The sequence below is a fragment of the Microbacterium sp. p3-SID336 genome, from assembly GCF_025143365.1.
Taxonomy (GTDB): domain Bacteria; phylum Actinomycetota; class Actinomycetes; order Actinomycetales; family Microbacteriaceae; genus Microbacterium.
The window spans coordinates 34,491-48,017 of the sequence record NZ_JALXPE010000011.1 but is presented as its reverse complement, the minus strand read 5'-3'; the positions used below and the strand labels follow the sequence as shown (position 1 = coordinate 48,017).

Annotated in this window: 15 protein-coding genes; 6 read left to right on the top strand and 9 right to left on the bottom strand. The window is 69.9% G+C overall.

The genetic code is table 11. The annotated features are described in order from the left end of the window. Positions 1–138 precede the first annotated feature (138 nt). Together M3C17_RS04865 and M3C17_RS04860 are read left to right on the top strand one after the other, a co-directional pair. Positions 139–1,737, top strand: coding sequence for an ABC-F family ATP-binding cassette domain-containing protein (locus tag M3C17_RS04865; RefSeq protein WP_259976520.1), 1,599 nt, complete (start codon positions 139–141; stop codon positions 1,735–1,737). Positions 1,738–1,891: 154 nt separating this feature from the next. Beyond that, positions 1,892–2,488 carry a pyridoxamine 5'-phosphate oxidase family protein gene (locus tag M3C17_RS04860; protein ID WP_311198426.1) on the top strand — a complete coding sequence of 199 codons (597 nt, stop codon included), beginning with the start codon at positions 1,892–1,894 and terminating at the stop codon, positions 2,486–2,488. 40 nt (positions 2,489–2,528) lie between these two features. Here the strand turns inward: M3C17_RS04860 and M3C17_RS04855 are convergent, their stop codons facing one another. From M3C17_RS04855 to M3C17_RS04845, 3 genes are read right to left on the bottom strand one after another with little or no spacing between them, the layout of a single operon-like run. Then, entirely contained in the window at positions 2,529–3,341 is an 813-nt protein-coding gene (locus M3C17_RS04855) for an SURF1 family protein (RefSeq protein WP_259976519.1), read from the bottom strand. Continuing rightward, entirely contained in the window at positions 3,338–3,532 is a 195-nt protein-coding gene (locus M3C17_RS04850) for a hypothetical protein (protein ID WP_259976518.1), read from the bottom strand. Before M3C17_RS04850 ends, M3C17_RS04855 begins: the two co-directional genes overlap by 4 nt. Then, positions 3,529–3,873 (bottom strand): DUF3099 domain-containing protein, encoded by a 345-nt coding sequence (locus M3C17_RS04845; protein WP_259976517.1) that lies wholly within the window; start codon positions 3,871–3,873, stop codon positions 3,529–3,531. Before M3C17_RS04845 ends, M3C17_RS04850 begins: the two co-directional genes overlap by 4 nt. Before the next feature lie 154 nt (positions 3,874–4,027). On the opposite strand from M3C17_RS04845, the gene M3C17_RS04840 reads away from it, so the two are divergent. Further along, complete coding sequence (locus tag M3C17_RS04840; RefSeq protein ID WP_259976516.1) at positions 4,028–4,738, top strand: beta-ketoacyl-ACP reductase; 711 nt, start codon at positions 4,028–4,030, stop codon at positions 4,736–4,738. Between the two features lie 18 nt (positions 4,739–4,756). On the opposite strand, the gene M3C17_RS04835 is transcribed toward M3C17_RS04840, so the two are convergent. The 3 genes from M3C17_RS04835 to glgC are packed head-to-tail and all read right to left on the bottom strand — an operon-like array spanning position 4,757 to position 7,422. Beyond that, the gene (locus M3C17_RS04835) at positions 4,757–5,452 is read right to left on the bottom strand and encodes an alpha/beta fold hydrolase (protein WP_259976515.1); all 696 of its coding nucleotides are present in this window, start codon (positions 5,450–5,452) and stop codon (positions 4,757–4,759) included. A 44-nt stretch (positions 5,453–5,496) separates the two neighbouring features. Further along, entirely contained in the window at positions 5,497–6,132 is a 636-nt protein-coding gene (gene serB, locus M3C17_RS04830) for a phosphoserine phosphatase SerB (protein ID WP_259976514.1), read from the bottom strand. Between the two features lie 48 nt (positions 6,133–6,180). Beyond that, entirely contained in the window at positions 6,181–7,422 is a 1,242-nt protein-coding gene (gene glgC / locus M3C17_RS04825) for a glucose-1-phosphate adenylyltransferase (protein WP_259976513.1), read from the bottom strand. A 69-nt stretch (positions 7,423–7,491) separates the two neighbouring features. Here glgC and glgA point away from each other — a divergent pair, with 69 nt between their 5' ends. The 3 genes from glgA (at position 7,492) to M3C17_RS04810 (ending at position 9,827) form a co-directional block, all read left to right on the top strand. Continuing rightward, positions 7,492–8,676 (top strand): glycogen synthase, encoded by a 1,185-nt coding sequence (gene glgA, locus M3C17_RS04820; protein WP_259976512.1) that lies wholly within the window; start codon positions 7,492–7,494, stop codon positions 8,674–8,676. Positions 8,677–8,693: 17 nt separating this feature from the next. After that, on the top strand, positions 8,694–9,479 hold the full coding sequence (locus M3C17_RS04815) for an ABC transporter ATP-binding protein (protein WP_259976511.1): 786 nt from the start codon (positions 8,694–8,696) through the stop codon (positions 9,477–9,479). Between the two features lie 90 nt (positions 9,480–9,569). Continuing rightward, entirely contained in the window at positions 9,570–9,827 is a 258-nt protein-coding gene (locus M3C17_RS04810; protein WP_259976510.1) for a type B 50S ribosomal protein L31, read from the top strand. A 75-nt stretch (positions 9,828–9,902) separates the two neighbouring features. On the opposite strand, the gene M3C17_RS04805 is transcribed toward M3C17_RS04810, so the two are convergent. From M3C17_RS04805 to M3C17_RS04795, 3 genes are read right to left on the bottom strand one after another with little or no spacing between them, the layout of a single operon-like run. Further along, entirely contained in the window at positions 9,903–10,187 is a 285-nt protein-coding gene (locus M3C17_RS04805; protein ID WP_259976509.1) for a hypothetical protein, read from the bottom strand. Between the two features lie 52 nt (positions 10,188–10,239). Next, the gene (locus M3C17_RS04800; RefSeq protein WP_259976507.1) at positions 10,240–11,502 is read right to left on the bottom strand and encodes an alpha/beta fold hydrolase; all 1,263 of its coding nucleotides are present in this window, start codon (positions 11,500–11,502) and stop codon (positions 10,240–10,242) included. A 2-nt stretch (positions 11,503–11,504) separates the two neighbouring features. Further along, positions 11,505–13,508 (bottom strand): DUF262 domain-containing protein, encoded by a 2,004-nt coding sequence (locus tag M3C17_RS04795; protein WP_259976506.1) that lies wholly within the window; start codon positions 13,506–13,508, stop codon positions 11,505–11,507. Positions 13,509–13,527 lie beyond the last annotated feature (19 nt).

Sequence of the window (13,527 nt, the reverse complement as noted above, 5' to 3'; positions counted from 1 at the left end):
CCCCGGGCATCCCTCTGCGGTATCGCGGACGTCACCCCCGGGAGTGATCTTGGCGGCGGCGTCTGCCCGCGCAGCGGCATATACTGGGAGGCTGGCCGATCGGCCCATCCACTCCTCCCGAACGAACGGACGTCCGCTGTGCTTGCCGTGCACGAACTCGAGATCCGCGTTGGCGCGCGCCTGCTGATGGAGAACGTCTCGTTCCGGGTGGCCGACGGAGACAAGATCGGGCTCGTCGGGCGCAACGGCGCCGGCAAGACCACGCTCACCAAGGTGCTCGCCGGGGACGTGCTGCCATCGGGCGGGACCGTGTCCCGCTCCGGCGAGCTCGGCTACCTGCCGCAGGATCCCCGCTCCGGCAACCCCGAGGACCTAGCGCGCACCCGCATCCTCGATGCCCGCGGCCTCGGCCAGCTGAACCTCGGGATGACCGAGGCGTCGCTCGCGATGGGCTCGGACGATCCCGCCGTGGCCGCCAAGGCGATGAAGCGGTATGCGGCTCTGACGGAGCAGTTCGAAGCGCAGGGCGGATATGCCGCCGAGGCGGAGGCGGCCTCGATCGCGCACAATCTCTCGCTGCCCGACCGCATCCTCGACCAGCCGCTGTCGACGCTGTCGGGCGGTCAGCGTCGTCGCATCGAGCTGGCGCGCATCCTGTTCTCCGACGCGGGGACGATGATCCTCGATGAGCCGACGAACCACCTCGACGCGGACAGCGTCGTGTGGCTCCGCGAGTTCCTGAAGGGGTACAAGGGCGGACTGATCGTCATCAGCCACGATGTCGAGCTCGTGGGCGAGACCGTGAACCGTGTGTTCTACCTCGACGCGAATCGTCAGATGATCGACATCTACAACATGAACTGGAAGAACTACCTGCGCCAGCGCGCCGCGGACGAGGAGCGACGCAAGAAGGAGCGCGCGAACGCGGAGAAGAAGGCCACGACGCTGCAGCAGCAGGCCGCCCGCTTCGGGGCCAAGGCGTCCAAGGCCGCCGCCGCGCACCAGATGATGGCGCGCGCGGAGAAGCTCCTGGCAGGACTCGACGAGGTGCGCCAGGAGGACCGCGTCGCGAAGCTGCGCTTCCCGAAGCCGGCGCCCTGCGGCAAGACCCCGCTCATGGCATCCGGGCTGTCGAAGTCGTACGGCTCCCTGGAGATCTTCACCGATGTGGACCTGGCCATCGACCGCGGCTCGAAGGTCGTGGTGCTCGGGCTCAACGGCGCGGGGAAGACGACCCTCCTCCGGATGCTCGCGGGCGTCGACGAGCCGGACACCGGTCAGCTCGAACCGGGCCACGGGCTCAAGGTGGGGTACTACGCGCAGGAGCACGAGAACCTCGACGTGAGCCGCTCCGTGCTGGAGAACATGGTCTCGGCCGCTCCGCACATCACCGAGACCGAGGCGAGGAAGGTCCTGGGCTCGTTCCTGTTCACGGGCGACGACGTGCTGAAGCCGGCCGGTGTGCTCTCCGGTGGCGAGAAGACGCGCCTGTCGCTCGCGACGCTCGTCGTGTCGTCCGCGAACCTGCTCCTGCTCGACGAGCCCACGAACAACCTCGACCCGGCGTCCCGCGAGGAGATCCTCGGTGCGCTCGCGCACTACGAGGGCGCTGTGGTCCTCGTGTCGCACGATCCGGGCGCCGTGCAGTCACTCAACCCGGAGCGGGTGCTCATCCTCCCTGATGGTGTCGAGGACATCTGGAACCAGGAGTACCAGGAGCTCATCGAGCTCGCCTGATGCCGGCGGCCCCGAGGTTCGCCGCGGCGCGAGGCCCTCGAAGCGCCACGGTCTCGCAGGTCTTCGCGCATCCGGATGCCGTCGCCGCGGCGGCGCGCGCTCAGCCGGATCGCGCGGCATGCCGTCCTTGCCCGCTCATGGCATCATCGGGAGCGTGACCTCGACGCCGCTCACCCCCCTGTCCCGAATGCGCGACTGGCTGCGAGAGCAGCCGACACTGACGGGCAGCGGTCGACCGATCGATGACGGCGCACTGCCGGGTGACCCCGGCGCCCTCTTCGTCTCGTGGATCCGTGCCGCCGCGGAGGCCGGGGTGGCGGAACCGCACGCGGCGACGCTGGCGACGGTGGGTGCGGACGGGGTGCCGGATGCGCGCACCCTGATCCTGAAGGACCTCGACGAGCGGGGGTGGGCCTTCGCCGGACCGCGCTCCTCGGGCAAGGGCGTGCAGCTCGCCGCACACTCAGCTGCCGCGCTGAACTTCTGGTGGCAGCCGCTCATCAGGGCCGTGCGCGTGCGCGGCGCCGTGCGGGAGGCTCCCGCTGCCGAGAGCGCGGCGGATCTGGCCGCACGCTCCACCGCCGCGCGCGAGGGCGTGGCCCCCGGCGACTGGGTGCTCTGGCGCCTTCAGCCGACGCGGGTCGAGTTCTGGCAGGGAGCCGTCGACCGTCGGCACACGCGCATCGTGTACGACGCGCAGGACGGCGGCTGGTCGCTGTCGGTGAGCGGAGCGACCACGTCGACAGGGTGACGGTGGCGGACGTGCCGGGTCCCGACGCGCTGCGCGGGGGTCAGCGGGCGTCGAGCAGCTCGTCCTCGACGTCGGCGTCGCGATCGCGTCGTCGCGGGGTCTTGACCGGGGCGGGACGACCCTCGACCTCCTCGCGGTGCTTCACGATCTCCGTGCGGATGATGTAGCCGATGAAGATGAACCCCATGATGGCGAACAGGATCCACTGGATCGCGTACGACAGGTGCGGGCCGGGGTCGTCGGTCGGGGAGGCGAAGCCACCGAGGGTTCCGGCGCCCTGCGGATCCTCGCTCACCAGGCGCCCATACGCGCCCGTGATGACGTCGTCGCCGACGAGTCCGGCGATCGAGGGCAGATGGATCGTCGGCACCTGACCCTCCGGTGCGCCGCGACCCGAGGCCGGGAGCTGCTCTCCTGGGCGCAGGCGCACCGTGACCGTGACCTCGCCGGTGGGCGGGGCGGGCACGGCGTCGGGGAGCTGCCCTTCGCCGGGTGGCACCCAGCCGCGGTCGACGATGAGCACACGCCCGTCCGAATCGCGGAACGGCACGAGGACCTCGAACGCGCTGGTGCCTCCGTGCGGTCGATTGCGCACGAGCAGCTGCTCCTCGGCGAGGTACTCGCCCTGCAGGGTGACCGGTCGCCACTCGTCATCAGGGTCGAGCGCGCCGTCGTCGCCGATGACGGCGCCGAGCGGCTCGGCTGGCGCGTCGTAGTTCTGCTCGACCAGGGCGATCTGCTCCGCGCGGGACTCGTTGCGCTCGAACTGCCAGTTCGACAGGAACGCGCAGGCGGTCGCGAACGCGATGGCGATGAGCGCGTACACGCCCCAGCGGGTCAGGCGGTTGCTCATGAGGGCACTCCGTCTCTCACCGTGACCGGGAAATCCCGGGCCGCGAGGTAGTCGCGCAGAAAGGACACGTGCTCGGGGCACGCGAGCCAGATCTTCTCGCGGTCGACGGCATGGATGCGCGGGTTGCGCCACACGACCTGACTGGTGGCCGCGCTCCGGCAGCCGGCGCGCGAGCAGATGAGGTCCGTCATCGGTCCGTGCGGCCTTCGCGGATCGTGAAGACGCCCGGATCGGTCTCGCGCACCGGGGGCGGGCCGCTCGGCGCGTCGAGCTCTCGCAGGGGGGACTCGGCGCCGGTGTCGGTGCTGTCGCTGCCGGCGTTCGCGAACACCACCGCGATGTAGGGCAGTACGGCGGCGGCGAGCGCGAAGACCCAGGTGTACCAGCCGAACGGCTGCACGAAGAACATCAGCCAGAAGCACACGATGCGGATGGTCATCGTGAGGGCGTATCGGCGCACGCGGTGGTCGCCCTCATCCCGCGGTGACTGCGGCAGGGAGGTGACGGCCGGGACTCGACGAGCGTTTTTCACGATACCTCCAGCCTACGCCGGTGCCGGCCGCTCGGCGCCCCCCAGAACGGCTCGACATGCGAAGACGCAGGGCGGGAGACGGCGTCGTCTCCGGGCCCTCGGTAGGATCGTTCACGGCTCGGCCCCGACCCCCGACCCAGATCAGGAGTGTCCCATGACTGCGCAGCGTGTCGTCCTCGTCACCGGAGGCAACCGCGGCATCGGCCGCGCCATCGCGGAGCGCTTCGTCAGGGAGGGGTACCGCGTCGCGGTCACGGCACGCAGCGGCGAGGGCCCCGAGGGCACTCTCACGGTGCGGGCGGACGTCACGGACGCCGCCGCGCTGGACGCGGCGTTCACCGAGGTGGAGCAGCAGCTCGGGCCGGTCGAGATCGTGGTCGCGAACGCCGGCATCACCAAGGACACGCTGCTGCTGCGCATGAGCGAAAAGGACTTCGACAGCGTCGTCGCCACCAATCTCGGCGGCACGTTCCGCGTGGTCAAGCGCGCCTCCAAGGGCATGCTGCGCGCCCGGTTCGGACGGATCATCCTCATCTCGAGTGTCGTCGGCCTCTACGGCTCGGCCGGCCAGGCGAACTACGCCGCGTCCAAGAGCGCTCTCGTCGGCTTCGCGCGGTCGCTCACCCGCGAGCTCGGTGGTCGGGGCATCACCGCCAACGTCGTCGCCCCGGGCTTCATCGAGACGGACATGACGGCCGAGCTGCCGGAGGAGACGCAGAAGCAGTACAAGGCCAACATCCCGGCGGGGCGCTTCGCGACCCCCGACGAGGTGGCAGGCGCCGTCACCTGGCTCGCCGGTGATGACGCGGCCTACATCTCCGGCGCGGTGATCCCCGTCGACGGCGGCCTCGGCATGGGGCACTGACGCGGACGGGATCGCTGGTTAGCGGTCTACGGCCGCCACGAGCAGTGCGGCGAGCCGCTCCGGGACCGAGAACTGCGGCCAGTGGCCCGAGCCGATGCGCACCACCTCGGCGTCGGCGATCGCACCGTACTCGTCGGCATAGGGCTCCCACTGGGTGATGACCTCATCGAAGCCCGCCTGATCGAGGCCACCCATCAGAAGCGTGACCGGCACCCGGTGGCGAGCGGTGTCGGTCAGCTCGATCGCGTCGGTCGGAACGCGCCCGGGAACACTCCGTGCGAGGGGTGCCGTGCGCGCTCGCGTCTCGCTGTCCAGGTCATGGACGTCTTCTTCGGGGAAGAAGTCCCACCCTGGGAACGGCACCACGCCGTCGACGAGCTCGAACTCGCTGATGCCGTGCCCAGGAGGCGGTGGCACCGTGTCGACGAAGATCACCCTGCTCACACGGTCGGGACGCGCATCCGCGACGCCCCAGGCCACGTTGCCGCCGCCGCTGTGTCCGACCACCACGACCTCGCCAGGAAGCGCGTCCACGGCGGCGACCGCCGCGTCGATCCAGTCTTGAATGCCGATGCCCGACGACTCGGGAGCGGCGACGCCCAGTCCGGGCATGGTGAGCGGGTGCACACGGTGACCTGCGCGCTCCAGCGCAGGGGTGACGTCGCTCCAGCTGTCGGCATCGAGCCAGAGCCCGGGGATCAGGATGATGTCCATGGCCCGACGCTACCGTCAGCCACCGACATTCGCGGGGAGAGCCGTCAGGGGAGCAGCGGGATGACCTCGGCGAGATCCTGAGGGCCGACCACGAGACTCGCGGCCTCGCGCACAGCGGGCTTGGCATTGAAGGCGAGTCCCAGGCCGGCCACCGCCATCATCGGCAGGTCGTTCGCGCCGTCGCCGATCGCGATCGTCGCATGCCGGGCGACGCCGAGGTCTTCGGCCCAGGCGCGCAGCGACGCGGCCTTGGCCCGGCCGTCGACGATCTCGCCGTCGACCCGCCCGCTGAGGACCCCGTCCACCGTGTGCAGGCGGTTGGCGCGCCACCTGTCCACCCCGAGCGCGGGCGCCACCTCGTCGAGGATCTCGTGGAAGCCGCCGGAGACGACACCGACGACACCACCGCGGTCGTGCACCGCCGCGGTGAGCTCGCGCACGCCCGGCGTCGGCTCGATGCGCGCGCGCACCCTGGCGAAGGCGGCCACGGGCACACCCTCGAGCGCGGCGACGCGGGAGCGCAGGCTGGCCGCGAAGTCGACCTCCCCGCGCATCGCCGCCTCAGTGGCGGCCTGCACCTCGGCGCGACGCCCGGCTTCATCGGCCAGGAGCTCGATCACCTCGTTGCGGATGAGCGTGGAATCGGCATCGAGGACGACGAGGAATCGCGCAGTGGTCACTCTGTCGAGCCTAGCGATCGGGAGCCGTGATCCCGTGCCGCGTGACGCTCAGCGCTCGATGAACAGGCCCTTGCCGACCACGGTGATGCCGGACTCGGTCACGGTGAAGCCGCGTTCCAGGTCGCGTTCCCGATCGACGCCCACGGTCGCGCCGTCCGCGAGGACGACGTTCTTGTCCAGGATCGCGCGATGCACGCGGGCGCCCTGCCCGACATGCACGTGATCGAACACGACCGAGTCGGTGATGGTCGACCCGCCGCCCGCGAGCGTCCACGGTCCCACGACGCTGCGTTCCAGGTGCGTCCCGGACAGCACCGAGCCGAGGGACACGATCGAGTCGATCGCGTTGCCGATCCGCCCGACAGAATCCCGGACGAACTTCGCCGGCGGCGAGTTGACCGCCTGAGAGTGGATCGGCCACTCCATGTTGTAGAGGTTGAACACCGGCAGGGTGGAGATGAGGTCTCGGTGCGCGTCGAAGAACGAGTCGATGGTCCCCACGTCGCGCCAGTAGGAGCGGTCGCGCGGCGAGGAGCCCGGCACCTCGTTCTGCTTCATGTCGTAGTAGCCGGCCTCGCCGCGGTCGACGAAGTAGGGGACGATGTCGCCGCCCATGTCATGGCTGGAGGTCGGCGACTCGCCATCGGCCTCGACCGCGGCGATCAGCGCATCGGCGTCGAAGATGTAGTTGCCCATCGAGGCGAGCACCTCGTGCGGCGAATCCGCCAGCCCGGTGGCGTCGGTCGGCTTCTCCAGAAACTGCCGGATGCGCCCCGACTCGGGGTCCGCGTCGATCACGCCGAACTGCGACGCGAGCGCGAGCGGCTGCCGGATGCCCGCCACCGTCGCCTTCGCGCCGGACTCGATGTGCGCGTCGAGCATCTGCCGGAAATCCATGCGGTACACGTGGTCAGCGCCGATCACCACGACGATGTCCGGCTTCTCGTCGTTGATGAGGTTCATGCTCTGCAGGATGGCGTCGGCGGAGCCCGAGAACCAGCGCTTGCCGAGACGCTGCTGCGCGGGGACCGACGTCACGTACGAGTCCAGGAGCGCCGACATCCGCCAGGTCTGGGAGATGTGCCGGTCCAGACTGTGCGACTTGTACTGCGTGAGCACGACGATCTGGCGCAGACCCGAGTTGATGAGGTTCGAGATCGCGAAGTCGATCAGCCGGTACTGGCCGCCGAACGGGACGGCGGGTTTCGCGCGGTCCGCTGTCAGGGGCATGAGTCGCTTGCCCTCGCCGCCGGCGAGGATGATCCCGAAGACCTTCTTAGGAGCGGACATGGCTCAACCATAGATGGCGTTCGCCGGCAGGAACTAGCGTCTGGACAAGCCGGTCGATAGCGTCTAAGAATGCGAGTCGAGATGATCAGCAAGGAATACCCGCCGGAGATCTACGGCGGGGCAGGGGTCCACGTCGCGGAGCTGGTCACCGCACTCCGCCGGAGCATCGAGGTCACGGTCCGTGCCTTCGGGGCGCCGCGCGACGAGGAGGGCACGTTCGCCTACCGCACGCCGGCCGAGCTGAGCGGCGCGAACGCCGCCCTGCAGACCCTCGGCACCGATCTGGAGATCGTGTCGGCGATCGCGGGGGCGGACCTCGTGCACAGCCACACCTGGTACGCCAATTTCGCGGGCCACCTCGCCGCGCAGCTGCACGGGATCCCGCATGTGCTGACCGCGCACAGTCTGGAGCCGCTGCGGCCGTGGAAGGCCGAGCAGCTCGGCGGCGGCTACGCGGTGTCGAGCGGGATCGAGAGGCTCGCCTACGAGAACGCCGCCGCGGTCATCGCAGTGAGTGCGGGCATGCGGGCGGACATCCTCCGCAGCTACCCCCAGGTCGATCCGGCCAGGGTTCGTGTCATCCACAACGGCATCGACGTCGAGCGGTGGCGTCCGGTGGAGGATGCGGCCTTCCTGCAGTCGATCGGCATGGACCCTGCGCGGCCGTCCGTGGTGTTCGTCGGCAGGATCACCAGGCAGAAGGGGCTGCCGTACCTGCTGCAGGCCGCCCGTCTGCTGCCGCCGGAGGTGCAGTTGGTGCTGTGCGCGGGCGCTCCGGACACCCCGGAGATCATGTCCGAGGTCCAGGAGGGCGTGCGGCTGCTGCAGCAGACCCGCGATGGTGTCATCTGGATCGAGCGGATGCTGCCGCGGGACGAACTGTCGGCGATCCTCACCGCGGCCACGACCTTCGTCTGCCCTTCGGTGTACGAGCCGCTCGGCATCGTGAACCTCGAGGCCATGGCGTGCGGTGCGGCGGTGGTGGGCACCGCGACCGGCGGGATCCCCGAGGTCATCGATGACGGCGTCACCGGACGACTGGTGCCCATCGAGCAGATGCAGGACGGGACGGGCACGCCGATCGATCCCGAGCGGTTCGTGAATGATCTCGCTGCCGCGCTCACCGAGGTCGCGACGGACCCGGTGAAGGCACGGGAGTACGGCGACGCCGGGCGGGAGCGCGCGCGGACCCGGTTCAGCTGGGCCGCGATCGCCGATGAGACCCGCGCGCTCTACGCGGAGCTGATCGGCTGAGCCGTTAGGCTTGGCGTATGCCGAGCGCTCTGGAATTCACCGACGTCGTCGTGCGCCGTGAGGGGCGCAACATCATCGATCACGTGACCTGGGAGGTCTCCGACGACCAGCGGTGGGTGATCCTCGGGCCGAACGGCGCGGGCAAGACCACGCTGCTGCAGCTCGCTGACACGCTGATGCACCCGACCGCGGGAACCGTGACGGTGCTGGGGGAGACGCTCGGCCGCACCGATGTGTTCGAGCTGCGTCCGCGCATCGGCTTCGCGTCCTCGGCGATGGCGAAGCGGGTGCCCCGCGACGAGACCGTGCTGAACACCGTCCTCACCGCGGCGTACTCGGTGCTCGGACGCTGGAACGAGAGCTATGAGGACATCGACGAGCGTCGCGCGCTGCGCGTGCTGGGCGACTGGCGTCTCGACCACCTCGCCGACCGCACGTTCGGCACGCTGAGCGATGGTGAGCAGAAGCGCGTGCAGATCGCGCGCGCGGTGATGACGGATCCCGAGCTCCTGCTGCTCGACGAGCCCACAGCCTCGCTGGACCTCGGCTCGCGGGAGGAGCTGCTCGCCCTCCTCAGTGGCTACGCCTCGTCGCCGACGACGCCCGCCATGCTGATGGTGACGCATCACGTCGAGGAGATCCCGGTCGGGTTCACGCACGTGATGCTGCTGCGCGAGGGCGCCGTGGTCGCCGCCGGGCCCATCGAGCAGACGCTGACGGCGGATGCCCTGACCGCGACGTTCGGGATGCCGATCGCGCTGTCGAGCGAGGACGGTCGCTACGCCGCGCGCGCAGCGTCCTGACGCGATCTGATAGAATCGACCCTTGGTGCGTTCAGCACCGCAGACTTCCCTCGTCCCTGGCAGAATCCAGGGCAGCAGCAAAGGAATCCGATGAAGACTGACATTCACCCCGACTACAAGGCGGTCGTGTTCCGCGACCTCGGCTCGGGCGAGACCTTCCTCACCCGCTCCACGGTCACCAGCGACAAGACCATCGAGCTGGACGGCGTGGAGTACCCGGTGATCGACGTCGAGATTTCCTCGGCCTCGCACCCCTTCTACACGGGCAAGCAGCGCATCATGGACTCGGCCGGCCGCGTCGAGAAGTTCAACCAGCGCTTCAAGAACTTCGGCGGCTCGTCCAAGTAAGCGACCGCAGGCCAAGGCCCCGTGCTCCTCGGAGCGCGGGGCCTTCGTCGTCCGCGGGAGTCGGCGTCGGGTGCCTCAGAGGTCGAGCGTGATGCGGCCGTCGGAGATGCGGTCGGGTGGATCACCGGGGGAGGGCGCCGGCGCCGTGCGCCTCGTCTGCCGATCGCGCTCCTGACCGGCCTCGTGAGCGGTGGGGGACCACACCGCGTCGAAGGCGCCGACGAGGCCGCCTCCCGCCGCGTGCTCGTACTTCTCCTCGACGGGACGACGGGAGAACGTGTGGCGCATGCCCGCGACGAGCAGCACCGGGCCGATACCCAGCACGAGGGCGACGGTCGCCCAGGCCATCACCGCGGTCATGCGTCCAGGATAGGACGAGGCGTCGGCACGGGCATCCGCCGTGCGGGGGAGCTCAGCGCAGGCGTCGGCCGCGGGCGAGGTCGATGAGCCGCGACAGGACCGGGCCGGTGCGCAGACCGTTGTGCTCGTGCTCGCTGGTCACCCAGGGCGTCACTCCCGGCAGCAGTCGCGCCGTCTCCAGTGAGAACTCCATCGGCACGTAGACATCGTTCACGTACACCGCGGCGGCACCCGTGGCACCGGAGGCGGCGATCGCGTCGGCGTCATAGATGGTCGGCCAGGGGTGCTCGGCGAGGATCGAGGCCACCTCGCGCCACGGGCGCAGGACGGGCACCGTCTCGGTCCAGTCGCTGCGGATGTGCTCGCCCGTGAACAGCGTCACGTCGTCGCGGAAGTCCTGGGGCTCGACGCGCTCGGCCGACCACCGCGTGACGTGGCCGCTCGCGTAGCTGGACTCATGGAACGCGAAGTACAGCGGATTGCGGCCGTCGAAGGGCATCGCGTGCATGAGGTCGTAGCGGAAGGCGTTCGATGCGGGGTCGCGTTCGAGCAGCGACCACACCGTCTGCCAGCCGTCGTCCGTGCCGAGAGCGGAGCCCACCGACCGCAACCGGGAGCGCGATACCACCTCGCCGTCCGGCAGCACGATGTCGCCCGCATCGGCGAGGTCCACCAGGCGCCGCATTGCGTCGCGGTGCTCGCGGAACCGGCGGTAGTAGCGCTCGGAGGCGTCGCGCATCTTGTCGTAGCAGAGCGCGTAGACCTCGTCGGGGTGCCGGTCGACCGTGCTGAGACCGCCCGTGATGAACACGTCGGCCAGGGACGCGGCATGCGTCGACAGGTAGGCGAGGGTGGTGAAGCCGCCGAACGACTGGCCGAGCACGCTCCAGGTCACGGCGCCCAGATGCTCGCGCAGCGCCTCGCAGTCGCGCACGATGGCGTCCGCCCGCAGGTGCGTGAGGTGCTCCGCGACGTCGGCGGCGCCGCGCTCGAGGTCCCGGTCGCCCACAGGAGTGGAGCGGCCGGTGCCGCGCTGATCGAGCAGCACGACGCGGTAGTGCGCGAGGGCCTGGTCGAGCCAGGCCGGCGAAGTGGCGGAGTGGAAGGGCCGCGGCGCCTCGTGTCCCGGACCGCCCTGCAGGAACACGAGGTGGGGGAGGTGCTCGCCGCCTTCCCGCGACACGACGGCGGCGTACACGTCGATCGTCCGCGGATCCGCGGGGTCGTCCCAGACGAGGGGGACGGTGAGCGTGTGCTCCTCGACGGTCAGGTCGAGCATGCGACGGCGGGTGGTGGTCGTGGCGGTGGTGGTCATGGTCACATCACATTCCCGATGTAGGAGTACTTGACGAAGACCTCGGCAGCGATGCCGGACTCCTCCAGCACGCCCTGCACGGCGGTCATCATGTAGTTGGAGTCCCAGCCCATGTAGAGGAAGTGGGCGTCGTCGAGCTCGTCCCAGTGGCCCTTCCACGCCATCTCGCCGTAGATCGGACCGCCGTGGGCCGCGCAGTATGCGAGCGTGGCCGCGGTGGTGTCCGTCCAGGCGCGACGGAAGACCCGGTTGAACAGGTGCCTGACGTCGTACACCTCCCACCGCTCCCCGCGGTACTCCACGTAGTCGAACTCGCGCTCCCACCCGGCGGGCCAGCCGCGCCGGCGCACCGCATCGAGGATCGGCGTGAGGCCGTCGTCGTCGATCTCGGGCAGGGCAGGTCGAGCCCAGATGCGCACGAGGTCGGCGGTGAGCGCGACGGTGCGGGCCGTGATCGCCGCCGTGTTCCACGCCTCCTCGGCGGCCAGCGCACGGGTCGCGGCGACCGTGCTGCGGGCGTACGCGTCGTCCCGCTTCACCGGGAACGACGCCCCGAACACGCGCTCGGTCAGGCCCTGCTCCAGCAGTGTGAGGTTGCCGAGGGTGGGTGCCAGCGCGCGATGGCTGTTCTGCTCGTCCTCGGTGTACTCGTGCCACAGGCGTGCGCCGTCGCCGGACCACGCGTCACCCGGCACCGTCGGCACGATGTGCTCGACGTCGAAGCCTGCGACGTCGTCCACGCCCTCGAGGCGGCCGAGCACATAGGCGGGGTAGGGGAGCTCGCTGTACTTGAGCACGGCGCTCACTCGCTCATCGGAGGGCGTGATGCGGGCGATCGCGCGCGCGAGGGCGTCGTGGCCCTCCTCGCGGGCACGGCAGAGCCGGGCGATCAGCCGCTCTGCGGGAAGGTTGACCAGGGCCCGGCGCAGGAACATCGCCTGCAGCCACTCCAGGGTCTCCAGGAGCTGCGCGCGGGTGATGCGTCCCGTGATGTGGTCGCTGTACGCGCTCATGACGAGAGGGAACGAGGCCCGTCCGAACGTGCCCACGTGCTGCAGCTGCCGGGAGATCTCGCGGTCGGACTCGCGCGAGGGGTCCAGCAGCACACTGTAGATCGCGGCGTAGTGCCGCCAGGTCTCGGCGTCGGCTTGGAGGTGTGCGGCGTCCACGCGCGGGAACGACTGACGGAACGCGCTGTACACGCCGTGCTCGCCGTTCGCGGCGACCTCACGACCCGTCACCATCACCAGGAAGTGACGCCAGAAGGCACCGATCGCCTCGCCGGTGTGCTGCTCGATCGGCAGCCAGAAGCGCGACTCCACGTCGAGCTGCTCCGCGTGGCTCAGCCCCATGAGGATGTAGTTGTGGATGAGCTCGTGGTCGCGCAGCGGTTCGCCGGTCGAGTTCAGGCTCTCGAAGATCTGCTGCGCATTGGCCCTGGCGCCGAGGGTGATCGACACGTGCTCCAGGCGCTGCAGGCCCTTCCAGATCGCGGGGACCTCGTCGGCGTGGATCTGGCTGCGGAAGAACGCGTAGTTGTCGTCGAAGCGGGATTCGCGATCCAGGTCGTCCCGGCGGTCGAGCACGACCGACTCGTAGAGATCCGCCCAGGCGTCATGCGGGCGCAGCTTCGTGCGCTCGGGGTCGTCGGCGCGCACGAGCACGCGCGACAGGGCGACCGCGAGGTCGGGGTCGGAGTCGCGCACTGCGTGGTGCAGCGCGGCCACCAGCAGCATGAGCGTGGTGATGCGCTGCTGCCCGTCGATGAGGATGAGGTCGGCGTCGGGGCCGGAGCCGTCCTCGGCGGAGAGGATCGAGCCGATGAAGTGCCGATGCGAGTCGTCTTCGCCGGCCACCGCGCGGATGTCCGACAGCAGCCGCTCGCAGCCGCCGATGTCCCAGCGGTACTGCCGCTGATACACCGGGACGACGATGGTGGTCCTGCCCGCCGCGAGCCATTCGATCGTGTTGACTGCTGTCGCCTCGACGTTGGTCGCGGTGCTCATGCTGGTGTCTCGTCCTCCC